General features: G+C 46.2%; 12 protein-coding genes and 1 tRNA gene. 6 read left to right on the forward strand and 7 right to left on the reverse strand.

Going from position 1 to position 16,730, the window contains the following annotated elements; genetic code table 11:
- Nucleotides 1–49: 49 nt before the first annotated feature.
- Nucleotides 50–136: transfer RNA gene (locus ACQY2K_RS05030), tRNA-Tyr, on the forward strand.
- Between the two features lie 297 nt (nucleotides 137–433).
- Here the strand turns inward: ACQY2K_RS05030 and alaS are convergent.
- On the reverse strand, nucleotides 434–3,046 hold the full coding sequence (alaS, locus tag ACQY2K_RS05035; protein WP_428040979.1) for an alanine--tRNA ligase: 2,613 nt from the start codon (nucleotides 3,044–3,046) through the stop codon (nucleotides 434–436).
- A gap of 133 nt (nucleotides 3,047–3,179) precedes the next feature.
- On the opposite strand from alaS, the gene ACQY2K_RS05040 reads away from it, so the two are divergent.
- Genes ACQY2K_RS05040 through ACQY2K_RS05050 form a run of 3 tightly spaced genes read left to right on the forward strand, consistent with a single transcriptional unit; the run spans nucleotide 3,180 to nucleotide 4,903 of the window.
- Nucleotides 3,180–3,518, forward strand: a complete 339-nt coding sequence (locus ACQY2K_RS05040) for a hypothetical protein (protein WP_177746593.1) — start codon at nucleotides 3,180–3,182, stop codon at nucleotides 3,516–3,518.
- A complete protein-coding gene (locus ACQY2K_RS05045) occupies nucleotides 3,515–4,402 on the forward strand; it encodes a diacylglycerol/lipid kinase family protein (RefSeq protein WP_428040980.1) in 888 nt (295 codons plus the stop codon). The genes ACQY2K_RS05040 and ACQY2K_RS05045 overlap by 4 nt, the downstream gene beginning before the upstream one ends.
- Entirely contained in the window at nucleotides 4,403–4,903 is a 501-nt protein-coding gene (locus ACQY2K_RS05050; RefSeq protein WP_428040981.1) for a thermonuclease family protein, read from the forward strand. It begins immediately after the preceding gene.
- Between the two features lie 3 nt (nucleotides 4,904–4,906).
- Here the strand turns inward: ACQY2K_RS05050 and ACQY2K_RS05055 are convergent, their stop codons facing one another.
- Complete coding sequence (locus tag ACQY2K_RS05055) at nucleotides 4,907–5,578, reverse strand: type IV pilin protein (RefSeq protein WP_428040982.1); 672 nt, start codon at nucleotides 5,576–5,578, stop codon at nucleotides 4,907–4,909.
- 671 nt (nucleotides 5,579–6,249) lie between these two features.
- Complete coding sequence (locus ACQY2K_RS05060; protein ID WP_428040983.1) at nucleotides 6,250–6,810, reverse strand: NUDIX domain-containing protein; 561 nt, start codon at nucleotides 6,808–6,810, stop codon at nucleotides 6,250–6,252.
- Between the two features lie 71 nt (nucleotides 6,811–6,881).
- Between ACQY2K_RS05060 and dnaE the strand changes: the two genes are divergently transcribed.
- Both dnaE and ACQY2K_RS05070 read left to right on the forward strand, forming a co-directional pair.
- Complete coding sequence (gene dnaE / locus ACQY2K_RS05065) at nucleotides 6,882–10,373, forward strand: DNA polymerase III subunit alpha (protein ID WP_428040984.1); 3,492 nt, start codon at nucleotides 6,882–6,884, stop codon at nucleotides 10,371–10,373.
- A gap of 85 nt (nucleotides 10,374–10,458) precedes the next feature.
- Nucleotides 10,459–11,415, forward strand: coding sequence for an L-lactate dehydrogenase (locus ACQY2K_RS05070; protein WP_428040985.1), 957 nt, complete (start codon nucleotides 10,459–10,461; stop codon nucleotides 11,413–11,415).
- 181 nt (nucleotides 11,416–11,596) lie between these two features.
- Here the strand turns inward: ACQY2K_RS05070 and ACQY2K_RS05075 are convergent, their stop codons facing one another.
- The 4 genes from ACQY2K_RS05075 to ACQY2K_RS05090 are packed head-to-tail and all read right to left on the reverse strand — an operon-like array spanning nucleotide 11,597 to nucleotide 16,601.
- Nucleotides 11,597–12,931, reverse strand: coding sequence for a tetratricopeptide repeat protein (locus ACQY2K_RS05075; RefSeq protein WP_428040986.1), 1,335 nt, complete (start codon nucleotides 12,929–12,931; stop codon nucleotides 11,597–11,599).
- Nucleotides 12,906–13,724: a phytoene/squalene synthase family protein gene (locus ACQY2K_RS05080; protein WP_428040987.1), complete on the reverse strand. Its 819-nt coding sequence runs from the start codon at nucleotides 13,722–13,724 to the stop codon at nucleotides 12,906–12,908. The genes ACQY2K_RS05075 and ACQY2K_RS05080 overlap by 26 nt, the downstream gene beginning before the upstream one ends.
- A complete protein-coding gene (gene coaW, locus ACQY2K_RS05085; protein WP_428038227.1) occupies nucleotides 13,711–14,559 on the reverse strand; it encodes a type II pantothenate kinase in 849 nt (282 codons plus the stop codon). The genes ACQY2K_RS05080 and coaW overlap by 14 nt, the downstream gene beginning before the upstream one ends.
- Nucleotides 14,556–16,601, reverse strand: a complete 2,046-nt coding sequence (locus tag ACQY2K_RS05090; RefSeq protein WP_428040988.1) for a M3 family metallopeptidase — start codon at nucleotides 16,599–16,601, stop codon at nucleotides 14,556–14,558. Before ACQY2K_RS05090 ends, coaW begins: the two co-directional genes overlap by 4 nt.
- Nucleotides 16,602–16,730 lie beyond the last annotated feature (129 nt).

Genomic DNA, 16,730 nt, shown 5'->3' on the forward strand with positions numbered 1-16,730 from the left:
TAACTACGGTCCGGAACTTTTAAGTTCCGGCGTTTTTAATGTTTTGTTCGGTAGGATGGCTGAGCGGTCAAAAGCAACGGTCTGTAAAACCGTCGGGCTACGCCCTACATAGGTTCGAATCCTATTCCTACCACCATTTAACCACCCTTACGGGTGGTTTTTTTATGGGATAGAAAAGCAGGCAACTTACTTCAATAAGAATTAACCGCCACTTGTTGGCGCGTCGGCATCTGCTGTTGTATCGTTGTTTCCAAAAAATGTTATCGGGGAGGAGGAGGACAAAACGGCAAATACCAGACTACGGTGATGGGGCGGATAACCACTATAACAGGAAGCAAACACCCCGGGGTTTCTTCCCCCGGGGTGTTTGGTTACAGAACTATACCGGCACAACCGCAGAGAAAACTCGCGGTGCTAGTGTCCGGCAAAAGCCTTATAACGAGCCTTTTAAGCCGTCAATAAACTCTTGCCACGGGCGTTTGGCCTCGCCGCCGCCTTGGGCGAAGTCGGCGCGTCCTCCCGCGCGGCCGTTTAGATCTGCCGCAATTTGCTTGGCAACCGCAGCAGCATCCGTATTAGGTAATTTTCCCGCTGTCTTAACAACAAAGGCGCGTTTGCCCTCTTTATCGCAAGTTACAATAATTAATGCTTGCTTATATTTTTGTGCAATTGTATCGGCAATATTGCGCAATTCCTTAGGTTCGGCCCCTTCGGCATTACGCACGACCAAAACCGTGCCGTTTTTCAGCGTGAAACTCATCTCGTTAATGCCTCCGGCGGCCAAGGTTTTTTCGCGGAATTGCAGGTAGCGTTTTTTCACTTCTTTCAATTCGTCCGCAATCGCATTAACGCGGGCAAAAACATCTTTGGACGGAACTTCCAAGCGTACGGACAACTCTTCGGCCTGGCGGTTTACGTTCTTTAAATAGTCCAGCGCGGCATATCCCGCCACACCTTCTACGCGGCGCACTCCGGCGGAAACAGAACCTTCTTTAAGCACCAAAACCGTCATTACGTCCGCCGTATTCTTAACGTGTGTACCGGCACAGAGTTCCAAACTGTACTTTTGTTCCGGATGAGCAAAACTGCCACCCATTAACACAAAGCGCGCAGGGTCGGCGTATGTTTCGCCAAGCAAAGTTACCGCACCTAATTTTTCGGCATCGGCAAGCGGACGCACCTCACAAGCCACGGGCAGAGCATCTTCGGCGGCTTGATTGGCAATTTCCCAAGCCGTGTTTAATTCCTCGGCCGTCGGGGTTTTTGAAAGTGTATAGTCAAAGCGGAAACGCTCCGGAGAGACGTAAGAACCGCTTTGATGTACGGACGGCCCAAATACCTGACGCAAGGCCGCATTGACCAAGTGAATTGCGCTGTGGTTTGCCATACAGCGTTTGCGCAAGGCCGCGTTCACCGCAAGAGTAACCTTTTGGCCTTTTTTCAGCAAGCCGGAAAATTTATGCAAGAACACCTTAGAGATGGGCTTTTGCACATCGTCCACGCGGGCAATTTCTTTTCCGTCGGCCAAAATAATGCCTTTATCGCCCACCTGTCCGCCGGATTCGGCATAGAACGGAGTGCGGTCAAAAACAGCATAACCTTCGCCGTTTACTTCGTCCGTCAGTTCAAATTTGTCATTTAATAACATCAACACTGTGCCCTCGTCCGTCAGCGTATCGTACCCCGTAAATACGGTGGCCGGGTTGTGGGTTTCCACGTGCTGCATCATATAGGCTTTGTCTTTGGTAAATTCGTCCGCATACGAGCGGCTTTTTTCCTGCGCGGCAGATTTGGCTTTTTCGTAACCTTTTTCTTCCACAGTGATACCTTTGGAAGCCGCAATTTCCTTGGTCAGTTCCAAGGGGAAGCCATAGGTTTCGTGCAAATGGAAAGCCTCTTCGCCGGGCAAGGTGTTGCCGCAAGAAGAGAGCAAGGCAGATAGTTTTTCTTCTCCGTTTACCAAGGTTTTTAAGAAAGTGCTTTCTTCCAGTTTCAGCACATCTTGGATATGGGATAAATTTTTGTCAATTTCCGGATACAACCCCGCAAAGATATCCTTTACCACGGGCACCAGCGTATAAAGGTAGGGTTTATCGTTGCCCATTAATTTGGCATAACGGGCGGCGCGGCGAATCAAGCGGCGCAAAATGTACCCGCGGCCCTCATTGGAGGGCAAAATCCCCTCAGCAATCAAAAAACTGGAACTTCTTACGTGGTCCGCAATAATGCGCAAGGCGGAAACTTCTTCTTTGGTGTTTCCCGTAATATGCAAATCTTGTTTGGCGCGGTTGATAAGCGGGGTGAAAAGGTCCGTTTCAAACACGTTTTTGGCATTTTGCATTGCCATACATAACCGTTCCAAACCCATACCCGTATCAATATTGTTGTGGGGCAACGGTTTAAAGGTCCCGTCCTCTTGGCGGTTATAACTTTCAAATACAATGTTCCAAATTTCTACAAAGCGTCCGCAATCACAGGTGATATCACAATGCGGATTTTTGCAGCCCTTATCGCCGAAATCGTAATAAATTTCGCTGCACGGGCCGCACGGACCGGTAGAGCCCATCGTCCAAAAGTTGTCCGCTTCGCCCAGTTCAAAAATGCGTTCTTTGGGCACATACTTCAACCACAAGTTGTAGGCTTCTTCATCACGCGGAGCAATACCGCCTTTATAGATGCTGACATACAGTCTGTCCGGCGACAAGCCGAGCGTCTTGGTTAAATATTCCCAAGCCCAGTCAATGGCTTCCTTTTTAAAATAATCCCCAAAAGAAAAGTTGCCCAACATTTCAAAAAACGTCAAATGGCGTTCGGTAAAACCTACACTGTCAATATCCGTGGTGCGTACGCATTTTTGGCAGGTGGTGGCATTTTTGAGAGAATCATCAATACCTAAAAAGTTGGCTTTAAATTGAACCATACCGGCAGAGGTAAAAAGAAGTGTCGGGTCCGAGTGAGGAATAAGGGAACTGGACGCGATAACCGGCAGACCTTTGGAGTGAAAAAATTGTAAATAACCGTTTCTGATTTCTGTACTTGTTTTCATAAAACCTTCTTAACATAGCGTTTAATACATATATAATAAAGTATATCAAATACAGAGGCTTCCCCGCGTGGCGGTTGCTGTTTTTGAACGGACAAACTTACAGATTGCCTGTTTGTTTTGTTATAATTTTTCTATGAACAAAATTTTTGGATACTTACTGATTTGCGCCGGATTAGGATTAATTTTTTTCTCCCTAACCGGGATGTACAAGGTGTTTGTAAACGGCGGGGCCGTAATGCCCGTTATGCAATTTGCGGATATGCAAATTAATACCCAATACGGGCCTATGTTACTGCCAATGAAAAATTTAAGCACATTGGCAAACCTCGGTCTTTTTGCGGTACTGATGATGTTTGTATTATCTGCCGGAAGCAAAGTGGCCCAAATAGGCAACGGCCTCTTAAAAACCGAACGCTTGTGCGAAACCATTAAAAACAGCCAAACGGAAGAAGAAAAACTGAAAAAATTATGAAAATTCTTTTTATTTTAAATCCTAAAAGCGGGAAAACCTTTCTGGACCAAGACCGGCTGGAAACAATGGCAAAATGTATCCAACTCAATTTTCCGGGGGCCGATATGCGCCTGACTAAGTCCGCCGGACACGCCACGGAACTGGCCCAAGAAGCCGCCGCCAACGGATATGAAGCCGTGGTGGCAATCGGCGGGGACGGCACCATCAACGAAACCGCACGCGGGCTGGTGGGTACAAATACGGCATTAGGTGTAATCCCTAAGGGGTCGGGAAACGGCTTTGCGCGCGAATTGGGTATGCCCTTTTTGTTTGAAGAAGCCGTAATGCGCTTGCAACGCGCCCAAATGCACAAGTGCGATGCGGGCCGCGCTAACGGGGAACTCTTTTTAAATTTAGCCGGGGTCGGCATTGAAGCCGAAATTGCCTGGAAATTTATGGAGCAGGGGAAAACAGGAATCCGCGGGATGTGGCCTTATTTTAAAATCGGCGCACAGACAGTTTTTTCTTACAAGCCTAAAACCTTACAGTTGGATTTGGACGGCACCCCTTGCACCTTGGCCCCTCTAACGTTGGTTTTTGCCAACGGACGCCAATATGGCAGTAATTTTAAAATTGCCCCCAAAGCCAATTTAAGCGACGGCGAACTGGATATGGTTATCGTGCAAGATGCTCCCAAATGGAAACTTGCCCTGGCGGCTCCGTCTTTCTTTACCGATAACTGGCGGCCCTTTGGTATTACGGAAACCACGCACGCCAAGCACGCGGTTATCCGTTCGCCGGGCGACATTGTTTATCATATTGACGGCGAACCCCGCAAAACCAAAGACCAACTGGAAATTACCATACAGCCCGGCGCGCTAAATGTACTGTTCCCGGAGAAATAAATGCCCCGCAAAAGAAAAAACTCCGCGCGCAAGACCAACAAGCAGGTAAAATTTTGGGCAACGGTTATTGCCACCGCTGTTTTGTACATTATGCAACAGCAAGGCAAACCGCTCACCCAAACAGGCGAAGTGGAGGACGGGGAAATATTTAAAAATGTGTCTGTTGCCTCGGTATATGACGGGGATACGTTTAAAATTAATTTAAACTGTTCCCTTGCCGTGTATTGCGAAAAAGTACCTGTGCGCGTGCGCGGAGTGGACACCCCCGAAATCAAGGGCAAAACGGGCAGAGAAAAGAAATTGGCACAAATGGCTAAGGAATTTACCCAAGCGTTTTTGGACCAAAAACCTATTACACTTTCCGACTGCGGCCGGGATAAATATTTCCGCCTACTGTGCGATGTAACCAACGGCGAGGGCAAAAACCTGGCTGACGAACTTATCCGCCGCGAATTAGGCGACCCCTATGATGGGGGCACCAAGTCTAAAAAGTATCAATAATTATTACGGCAGCCGGTAATGATAGGTTTTCGCGTCATCCATATCCGCTTTCATAACACCACCCATAGACAAACACACACTTTGTAATGTTTCCAAGTTGGAAGCCTTTTTATCCATACCACACCAACGGGTTCCCGGCATCCAAGCCGCCTGTTCAAAATAAACGTGATAAAACAAACCTCCCTGTACTTGGCAGTAAATTTCTCTATTCAATGTTGCAACTCGGCAATTTCCCCACGAAGATGACACCATCGCATTATTCATAGATAGAGTGCCGGGCATAGAAATATCCAAATCGGTTAAATCCTCCGTATAATTTCCCGTCGCCATATAATATGTTTCTTCCGCCATAGAAAGGGCGCTCGCCGCCGTTAAGGCCTGGGTAAAGCGGGACTTTAAAACCGCTTTGTTATACTGTGGCGAGGCCACCGCCGCCAAAATACCAATGATAAGTACGACGACTAATAATTCAATGAGGGTAAAGCCACGGCAAACGGTCCAAGTAGTAGATCCTGAAACAAGTTCAGGATGACCTTCTTTTTTCATAAAGTTGTCTTTCCCGAGTGTGAGGCGGCCCGCAGGGCTCGGGAATCTGTCGTTTCCTTTTTTGAATAAAACCAGATCCCCGACTAAATTCCTCGGGGATGACAAAATAGAGATAAAATTTTTCTTCATTATTTTCTCCTTGTTCTGTCCTTGGAGAAAACAGCGCATAAAAAACGGCTGCTATATCTGAGCCTAGCGAAGTAACCCAAATATAACAGCCGTGGTCTGCCGCCCGTTTAGGGGCGGCAAACACTCGGCACAGTGCAGCCGGGTAATTAGTCCGGCTGTACTGTGCCTAATAACGAGCCGTTTTTGGACTTCGCTATGGCCTTTGGTATCCCAAAAGCTATCCGCATACAATTATGCGGTTCCAAAAACAGAATAAATTTGTGGTAGGGTTTATGCCCTACACTATGATTTTTTATTATAACAACTTTTTGGCGTATTGTCTGTTGAATTTACAGAAGTTAAAAATTGGAGGTCATTTTGAACTGCCACCCTTTCCGCTAGGTGGCACCCCGTAAGGTTTCTGTACGGGGTCTATTAATAAGTTTCAGAATCTACATCTTGGGTTGTTAAAAACAACAGCAACAACTAACTACCCAAGCAGTAGATCCTGAACTAAATTCAGGATGACCTTATATATTTTTATTGTTTTGTTGTTTAGGCCGCCTGTGCGTTGCCGATAAAAAGCAAGTTGAACGGAAAAATATTTTGATTTGTTTGAGTCTGTTAGGGCGAGTTATCAAAATATCCGTTCAACTCTACTTTTTATAACGCTTTGGGCGGCGAGTTTTTTGCTACTTTTTTTCGGTAAAAAAAGTAGGGAAATGTATTCTATACCATTGGAGCATAATCACCGTTTTGGCATCCGTAATTTCGCCATTTTCCACCATTTGATAGGCTTTATCCAACGGGATTCGCTCTAAATTCAAAAATTCGTCTTCATCCGGCTGGTCTTCCCCGCGGGTCAGCCCCGTTGCCAAGTACAAATGCTGAATTTCGTTGGAAAAAGCATTACAAGGATGAAACGTCATTACCTCTTGCAGGTTTTTAGCCGTCAATCCTGTTTCTTGTTTTAACTCGGCTTCGGCGCACATCAAAAAAGTTTGGTTTTCCTCACGCTTTCCGGCTGGAATTTCCAAAGTAACCTGGCCAATCGGGTAGCGGTATTGCTGGACTAAATAGACGTATCCGTCCTCTACCGGCAGCACACCGCTTGCTCCGCGGTGGTCAAAATACAACCGGGTAGAGGTTTTGCCGTTTACCAGTTTTACTTCGTCCATCTTTACACCCAATACACCCTTATAGAGTGTTTTGGAGGAAATCGTTGTCTCTTTTAATTTACTATAATGTTTCATATAAATATCTTATAACATTTGGACCCGCCCGGACTGTTTATCTGTCCGCCCATTTAAAAGGATTTGCCTCTATGGCTGAATTTGTACAACTGCACAACCACACGGAATATTCTCTCTTGGACGGGATGCTGCGCATCTCCTCCAACCATAAACCTTCGCAATTTTTGCAAGATTTAGCGGCGCAGGGTATTCCCGCTATGGCAATGACCGACCACGGCAATATGTACGGCGCGCTGGACTTTTACGACACAGGCCGTGCGGCTGGTATCAAGCCTATTATCGGGTGCGAGTTCTACATTACCGAAGGCAAATATAACGAAAAGGACAAATCGCGAACCGGGCACTTAACCCTATTGGCCCGCAACTACGAGGGCTACCGCAATTTAATGAAATTAAACTCTATGGCCTGGGTGGACGGCTTTTATTACCACCCGCGCATAGACAAGGAAATTTTAGCCCAACACAGCGGAGGATTACTCTGTTTATCCGGCTGTTTAAAGGGTTTTTTATCCCAATATGTCCGCGAGCCGGGCGGCTTTGAAAAAGCCTGTGCGCTTGCCAAAGAATACCAAGACATCTTTGGAGTTGGGAATTATTACATTGAACTGATGGACCACGGCATACGGGAGGAAGTAGAATCGCTGCCTCTTTTAAAAGATGTTGCCAAACGTACGGGCATCCCCGTCGTGGCCACCAACGACTGCCACTATTATAAAAAAGATGACTGGCTGGCGCACGATGTGGCCGTTTGTATTGCTACGGGCAAGACATTAAACGACCCCAACCGTTTGCAAATGTCGCACGAGTTATATTTTAAATCGCCGGAAGAAATGTGCGCACTGTTTTCGCACACGCCGCAAGCCTGTTCCAATACGTTGGAAATTGCCGAAAAATGCAATTTGGAATTTCCAAAGCACGGATTTATTTTGCCGAATTTTGATATTCCCAAAGAGTTTCCCAACTCCGCCGAATATTTTAAAGATATTTGCCGCAAAGGGCTTATCAAAAAAATGAACGGCAACGTGCCGGAGCATTATTGGAAACAGTTGGAGTTTGAATTCAATGTTATTATTACAATGGGCTTTGACTGCTACTTCCTTATTGTACAGGACTTTATTAACTGGGCACGCGCAAACGGAATCCCGATAGGGCCGGGGCGCGGTTCCGGCGCCGGGTCTTTGGTTGCGTACAGTATGGATATTACGCGCGTGGACCCCATTGTCAACAAACTGCTGTTTGAACGCTTTTTGAACCCGGACCGTGTAAGTATGCCCGACTTGGATATTGATATGTCCGACGCGGGGCGCGAACGCGTAATTGACTATGTGCGCGGCAAATACGGACACGATAAAGTTTCTCAAATTATCACCTTTGGAACAATGAAAGCCAAACTGGCCTTAAAAGATGTGGCCCGCGCGATGGAAATTCCGGTAGCCGAATCCAACCGTATTGCCAAAATGATTCCCAATGACCCTAAAATGACATTGGAAAAGGCGTTGGAAATCAACGAACTTAAAAACGAAATTGACCGCAACCCGCAGAGCAAAAAACTCTTTGAAATGGCCCGCAAAATTGAAGGATTAAAACGCCATACGGGCATTCACGCCGCAGGGGTACTGATTACTAAGGATGCAGTATCCGAATATGTTCCCTTGGCACGCGGGGCGCGTGATTCTATTACTACGCAGTTTGAAGGGGAGCCGTGTTCCAATTTAGGGTTACTTAAAATGGACTTTTTGGGTTTGCGTACTTTAACGGTCATTGATAATGCCGAAAAAATGATTCGCGCCCGCCACGACCCCAATTTTGATATTAATAAAATTCCGTTGGATGATAAAAAAACCTACGAAATGCTTTGCGCGTGCAAAACGCTGGGCATTTTCCAGTTGGAAAGCGGCGGTATGCGCGACCTGATTAAAAAGTTGCAGCCGACCCAATTTAGCGACGTGTCCGCCTTGGTAGCGCTCTACCGCCCCGGGCCGATGGAATCAGGTATGATGGATATGTTCGTGCGCCGCAAAAACGGACAAGAAAAAATCGTCTATGAAACGCCTATGTTGGAAGAAACCCTGAAAGACACCTACGGTTGTATGGTGTATCAGGAGCAGATTATGCAAATTTCCAAAACATTGGGCGGCTTTACCCCCGGCGAGGCTGATACTTTGCGTAAGGCTATGGGTAAAAAGAAATTAGACGTAATGGAAAAGTTCGGCAAGAAATTTGTAGAGGGTTGTAAAAAGAATAACATTTCCGAAAAAATCGCTACGCATATTTACGAACAAATGAAGGCTTTTGCAGGCTACGGTTTTAACAAATCCCACTCGTTTGCATATGGTTTGGTCTCGTATCAAACCGCCTATTTAAAAGCCAACTATCCCATTGAATTTATGTGTGCGGCCCTGACTAACGAAATCGGGCACAACGCTATCGGTTCCGACGATAAAGAAAACAAAATTGTTACCTATTTGGAAGAAGCCAAAAAAATGGGTTTTTCCACCCTTCCGCCGGACGTAAATAAATCCGAGCCGGAATTTTCCGTTGAAGAAATTGACGGCAAAGAATACATCCGCTACGCCTTGGAAGCCATTAAAAACGCAGGGGAAGAAGCGTGTCTTTCTATCGTCAGCGAACGCAAAAAGGACGGGCCTTATAAATCGTTGGAAGATTTATGCAGCCGTATTGACCTGTTCCAAGCCAACAAGAAAACAATTGAAAGTTTAACCAAGGCCGGGGCATTGGACTCTATGATGCCGGGAGAGGACCCCAAAGCCGTCCGCGCCACGCTGTTAGCCAATATTGACAATGCCGTGGATACCGCCCACCTGGTAGCCAAAGAAAAAGAAAAAGATGCGGGCAACCTGTTTGGCGACGATTTTTCGGCCGTGTTAAGCGTAAAGAAAAAGCCGGCCGTTAAAGCAGAACCGCTCACACAAAGCGAGTTACTCGCGTATGAAAAAGAGGTGTTGGGCCTTTATTTCAGCGGGCATCCTATTGCTAAATACCAAAACTATTTAAAGCAACTGCGCTGTACACCGATTATTGATATTCTGGAAGGACGCGCCGCGGGACGGCTTAACATTGTAGGCATTATTACACTCTTTAAAAAACGTCAAAATAAACAAAAGAAAGAGTGGGCGCAAATGATGATTGAGGACTGTACCGGCTCTATTTTGGTTAATGCGTTTGCGTCGGCCTATGAGGGAATGTCGCACAAATTGGCGCCTAATGCCATTTTGAACTTTATGGGCGATATTAAGGTGGACGAGGACAGCGCACGCATTGAACTTAACTTAAAGGGCGTCAGCAGCGTAACGGATTTGATTTCCAATATCGCCAAGGAATTTACCATCCATATTCCGGCAAACTATTCCAAAAATAATCTGCAAAAGTTGCGTACTTATTTGGATATGACGCGCGGAACCACCGTAATATATTTGGAGGTTCCCTCCAAGGAACACCCGGACAAAGTGCACCGTATCCGCACCAATAAGCGGATTTTACTCCACAAAGGGCTGCTGGAATTTATTGAAAACACTATGGGCAACGCGTGGAGTTTTAAGTAGTAATTCTTTTTAATGGTGCCATAAGAGAGACAGATTTTGTATAGTAATAGCAGCGGGGCAAAAGCCCCAAGGGGGAAGTAAAAGTATGGAAACAAATTATATCAATTTTAGCAAAGTTGGCATTATTGGCTGCGGATTTGTCGGCTCGTCCTCCGCTTTTAGTTTGATGCAGAGCGGTATGTTTACCGAAATGGTACTTATTGATGCCGATAAAGCCCGCGCCGAAGGCGAAGCCCTGGATATCAGCCACGGCCTGCCGTTTGCCAAACCGATGAAAATCTATGCCGGTAATTATAGCGATTTAAAAGATGCCGGCCTTATCATTATTACGGCGGGAGCCAACCAAAAACCTGGCGAAACCCGCTTGGACCTTGTCAAAAAGAATATTGCTATCTTTAAGTCTATTATCCCGGAAATCAAAAAAATTGATTACAAAGGCATTTTGCTTATCATAGCCAACCCGGTGGATATTTTGACTACCGTCGCCATTAAATTAAGCGGCTTCCCGGCCAACCGTGTATTCGGTTCCGGAACCGTGTTGGATACGGCGCGCCTGAAATACAACTTGGGCCAACATTTGGACGTGGACAGCCGCAGCGTACACGCATTTATTATCGGCGAACACGGCGACAGCGAAATTGCCGCTTGGAGTTGCGCCAACGTGTCCGGCATTAAATTAAACAAATTCTGCGAAATGCGCGGTTTCTTCAAGCACGAGGAAGCAATGAAGCGTATCGCTGATGAGGTAAAAAATAGCGCGTACGAAATTATCAAACGCAAACGCGCCACTTATTACGGTATTGCTATGGCCGTGCGCCGCATTTGCGAAGCCATCGTGCGCGACGAGAAATCTATCTTGCCGATTTCTTCTTTAATGAAAGGCCAATACGGCATTTCGGGTATTGCGCTGAGTATGCCGGCTATCGTGGGCAGAAACGGTGTAGAGACACACGTCCCGTTTGAAATCAACGAACAAGAAGCGGCCGACCTGCAAAAATCTGCCAAAACCTTGCAAGAAGTCCTCGCCCAAAACGAACTGTAATCGTTGCGCGGCAGATAACTTGTAAGTATTAGCCAGTAGCCCGCCTTATGCGCGCGGATTCTGTGGCAAAATATAAGACTTTAACCCCGGGGAATTTTTTACAATTTCCCCGGGGTTTTAATATATAAAAGTACCCCCGGGCGCGTAGTCCCGGGGGATTTTCATGTCAACAAATCTGCTTTTATTGGATAAGTTCGCCGTCGCTCGCGCATAGCGTGTAGCCATAAAGAGCGTAAGTTTCCACCAATGCGTTGGAGGGAACTTTTACTTTGGGGTTGCGTTTCTTGCGTGAGGACATTACATAATAGTAAGATACCCCCGCCTTATCGTCCGACGTGCGGGCTTGGACAAAATAGCGGCGCTCGTTTTTGGACATATTTAAAACATACAATCCCAAATTTTTGCGCAAAGTATCCTCGGAACACAAGGTTTGGTTTTCCAGCATTTTTACTTCGGAGCGGGAAATTTCAATATAGCCCGCCTTTTTCAAGTCCTCTTGCCGCTGTTCCAACTGGGCCAAAAAGGCCGGGGTCGGCGGGACGGATTCGCTGGGGAGCAAAAAGCGTTTACGGTTTTTTAAGGCTTCGGTATAAACATAAAAACCGCTGTCGGTTAAGGTGCTTTCGGGCGTGTAGATTTTGTTGCCTTTCATATCGCGCAGGCTATAAATATCCCGCACCGCTACACCCGCGCGGTTGAATACATTAAACGCGTCTTGCCCGATACTTTTTTCAAGCGCTTTGTAGCCGTCCAGCGTTAAAATTTCCCGCTCAAAACCCGTTCCTTTATTAAGCGTTACCACATACTCGCCCGGCATTTTGGGATATTTGTTTTTTAAATACGTTACGCCTTGGCGTTGTTCGTCGCGGTGAATTGCGGCAAATAATTCCCTGTCCGCATCCGTCAGTTCGGCCGTTTCCGGCTTGACGGCATAGCGTTGTTTGAGGGCTTCCAGTATTTCCTCGTCGGTTAAATAGTCCGGCTCCAAATTCACCAGCCGCTTCCGCGCGATTAAGTTCATCGGCTCCACGGCAATCGCCGAGCGGTAATATTCCGCCGCGCCCTGTTTGTCGCCCTGATACTCCACAATAACACCTTTTCCGACCAAGGAATTTACATTAGCGGCATTATATTCCAACGATTTAGAATACATTTTAAGGGCCTGGTCGTTCTGCTGGCGTTTGAGCGAAATATCCCCCAACATAGAATAGACATAAGACCAATACGGGGAATTACGCTTCATATATTTTAACGCTTCGTTAAAATATTTTTCGGCTCCGTTCAAATCGTCCTGCGTTAAAAGCACTCCCGCCAAAGACAACAGAGCATCCACATTAGAAGCATCCATTTTCACACAACGTGTAAAGGTTTCTTTGGCCTTGGTATAATTTTTTGCGGCATAAAGCGTTTTGCCGCTCTCCACACAAGCAGACACTTTATCCGCCGCAAACGAGGAGACCGGAGTAAGCAAACAAGCAATTAAAATACCGTTAGAAAATAGTTTTGAATAATGCATAAAATACGCTTCGTAATTTTTCGCCCTTGGTTAATTTCACCGGAACCGCTGCTAAAAAACCTTCTTTTCTTATTTTAGCAAGATTTTTTAAATATACATACCCCATTACTTTACACGGCAGCATTTTTAGGCGCGGGAACAGACCCATTAAACTAAAAGCCTTTTGGTAATGCTTTTCGGCCCGGGCAGACAACTCACGCAAAACCCCAGCCAATTTGGGAGGCATTTCTTCCTGCAAAACAGCCTCGCGCGTCAAGCCATATTTGGCAAGCAATTCCGCCGGAAGATACACGCGGCCCAGTTTTTTATCGTCGGCCACGTCGCGGATGATATTGGTAATTTGCACCGCACTGCCCAATTCCCAGGATAATTGGTCGGCCTGCTGGCCCTTTACGCCCAAAATGTCCAACGTAGCGCGCCCCACAATCACGGCCACACGCAGCAAATACCACTCCAACTCTTGTTCGGTCTGATAGGTACGGCCCGCTAAATCGGCTTGCATTCCTTCTATTAAAAGTAAAAAACGGTCCGGCAACATACCAAAGGAGCGGACATCCTTTTGTAAACGGCGGCCCAAATCTGTAACAGGTGTTCCTTCATACATACGCGACACTTCTTCCTTCCAAAAGGAAAGTTCCCCTTTCGGATTTTTTACATCAGGTTCGTCCGCGATATCGTCCATTAAGCGGCAAAATTCGTAATAATCGGCCAAGGCTGTTCTGCGGGCTTTTTCTAAAAATAAAAAGGCCGGGCCAAAACTGGATTTTTTGTACGAATTTTTATTTGCCGTCATCCTTTTTCCCGTTTTTATAAAGATACGAAAGAGCCGCCCCTGTTGCCGTAGCATAAATGGCATTTTGGGGAATAATAAAGTTTACGCCGTGCATTTTGTGCAACGCATTAAATACTTTTTTTGCGCACGGAACCAAGGTTAAGGTCCCTGTTAAAACTACGTCTTTCACGCTATCGTTGCGGCAGGCAAAAACAGCCATCATCCCAATAGTTTGAAAAGCCATATTTAAAATACCGAGAGCCAAGTCATTATGGCTGGCCCCGTCTTCCATTTTGCCAAAATTGGAGGCTGTTGTATCGGCAGACAAGGTGGGGATTATTCCCTTGCTGATGTCGCCGATGTTTAAATCTACCCGCTGTAAAGAGCCGCCGGCAGCCATTTCCACCACCGTTTTAAACGAGGTGGCCCCGCACAGTTTACTGCACAAACCCAGCACCGTGCCGCCGCCCACACCTGAGCCGCCGATATGGCGGATGCCGTCTTTCCCGGCGCGGACAAAGGCCGTTCCGGTGCCCATACTGACAATCAGCCCTTCCTTTTTGCCGGACAGCGCAAGCCCGCCCAGGCCAATGGCTTCAAATTCGTCCACTTTGGAAGTGGGTATACCGTACACCTCTTTTTTAAACAAGGAGGAGCCGACACCCGTTAAAATAATTTGCTTTACTTCCGGCAGCGTTAAATTATTTTCGTTAATAAATTTACCCAACGCGCCGTAAGCCGAGGTCAACGGGTCGGCCGCTTCTACTTTTAAAACGGAAATTAATTTTCCGCCGTCCGTGTAGCCCACAATTTTAGTGGTGGAGCCACCTACATCAATACCGATTACCGCGCTCATAAATTCTCCAACCCAATAGATTTTAAGAACGGTTTATTGTCAGCCGGACGGCCTAAAAAGTTTTCTACCATTTTTTCTTCGTCCAGCGTACCGCCTTTCTCCAAAATTTCACGGCGGAATTTCAAGCCCGTTTCCGGGTTAAAAATGCCGTTCTTTTTAAACTCACCGAAGAAATCCTCGGCAATCACTTCCGACCACAAATAACCATAATATCCGGCATCATAACCGCCCATAATATGACCGAAAGAAGCCTGCGGAATTGTGCCTTTTGTAAGCGGAAGCCCGCGAATTTTTTTGGTTAGTTCAAAATACAGTTTGGTGGTGTCTGGCGTCGTATCCGCCGTATGGAGCGTCATATCGTACTGGGCAAAAAAGTCTTGCCGCAAGTACATTCCGCCCGCGCCGAAATTCTTGGCCGCAATCATCCGTTTGATTAAATCATCCGGCAAGGCTTCGCCTGTTTTATAGTGTTTGCTGATTTTTTTAAGCACCTGCGGATCCCACGCCCAGCGTTCCAACATTTGGCTGGGGGCTTCTACAAAGTCCCAACTGACGCTGGTACCCGAAAAGGCGGAATATTTGGCTTTGGTTAAGGCATTATGTAAGACGTGCCCAAACTCGTGGAATAAAGTTTCCACTTCACCGTGTTTTAATAAAGAAGGCGTATCGCCGGAGGGTTTATTTAAATTGGCTACTATCGCCACGAACGGAATTTGGTAAGTGCCGTCCTGCTTTTCCTCCCCCTCTACCAAGCCAAAGCAGGCCGCGTGTTTGTATTTGCCTTCACGCGGATAAAGGTCCATATAAAAGTAGGCCACCAGTTCACCCGAGGCTTTGTCTTTAATTTTAAAGGCCTTTACGTCCGGGTGCCATACGGGAATATCCACCGGTTCAAAGGTAATGCCAAAAACACCGCCAAATAAATCAAGCATACCGTCAATCACTACTTGGGACGGGAAATATTCTTTGATTTTTTCGCTGTCCAGTTCCAAATTTTCCTTGCGGAATTTATTGCTCCAATAGCCGCTCTCCCACGAGTAAAGCGTGCGGCTGTTTTTGCCTGTTTTGGAATTTTTGTAGGCAATCATTTCTTTATCTTCTTTTTTGCCAAGAGGTTTTAATTTCTTTTGCAAATCTTTTAAAAAGGCCATTACTGTTTTGGGGTTTTTGGCCATACGGTCCTCTAACCGTAGTTCGGCGTGATTTTTATAACCGAGCAAGCGGGCAATTTCGCGGCGCAAGGTAAGAGTTTTTTCCAGCAGTTCCACATTTTCCTGTCCGCCGCGGCGGTTGAATTTAAATTCCAATTCTTTGCGGGCTTGTTCGTCATCGGCATTTTGCATAAAAGGTACATAGTCGGGGTAATCTAATGTAACCAAGTATTTTCCGTCATCTGTTTTGGATAGTTTTTGAATATAATCCTCGCCTAATCCCCGTAACTGTTCTTGCGTAACGGCCAAGGGGTCTTTGTACTCTTGGATATTTTTATCAAACTTAATGATGTACTCGGCTTTTTCTTTATTTAAGGCCTTAAATTTTTCCAAATCCGCATCATTTAAATCCATACCGCTGTTTTTAAACCCGATCAGCATTTCTTTAACAAGTTTTGCCTGCACCGGGTCCAACCGTGGGTTGGTATCGGTATATTCGCGTATGGCTTTATAGACGTCGCGCCGGGTGGCTACGTCCACCATATATTGGCTGATTTGCATTTGTAAATCGTTGGCGGCATCGCGGAATTTTTTATCCGTGGAGACATAAGACAAAAATCCGCTCATCCCCAAGGCGTTGCCGTAATTGTCAAAAGCGCGCTCGTAGCCCATAATGGTATTTTCAAAGGTGCGTTCCGCTTGCGGGATAGCAATTAAAGCGGCTAAATCTTTTTCCAGTTTCACGCGCGCTTCGGCCTCTGCCGGGGCCAAGTCCTGCGCCTGGTAATTAAAATGTAAAACACCGTCTTTATTAAACATATCTGCCATAGAAAACGCTCCCGTCGCGGTTAAAAGCAAAGCCGTAACCAAAAGTAATTTTGTTTTTTTCATATTAAAATAATACACTCTTAATTGTAGCGGTTTTGCCCTTATGCGGGCAACCGCCGGTTAGAAAATCCGTAACAATAATAAAGAAACGTGTTTTGTTTCAGTGTTATTTGTTATAATTAATATTATATT

The sequence above is a fragment of the Candidatus Avelusimicrobium fimicolum genome, assembly GCF_021632165.1.
GTDB lineage: Bacteria > Elusimicrobiota > Elusimicrobia > Elusimicrobiales > Elusimicrobiaceae > Avelusimicrobium > Avelusimicrobium fimicola.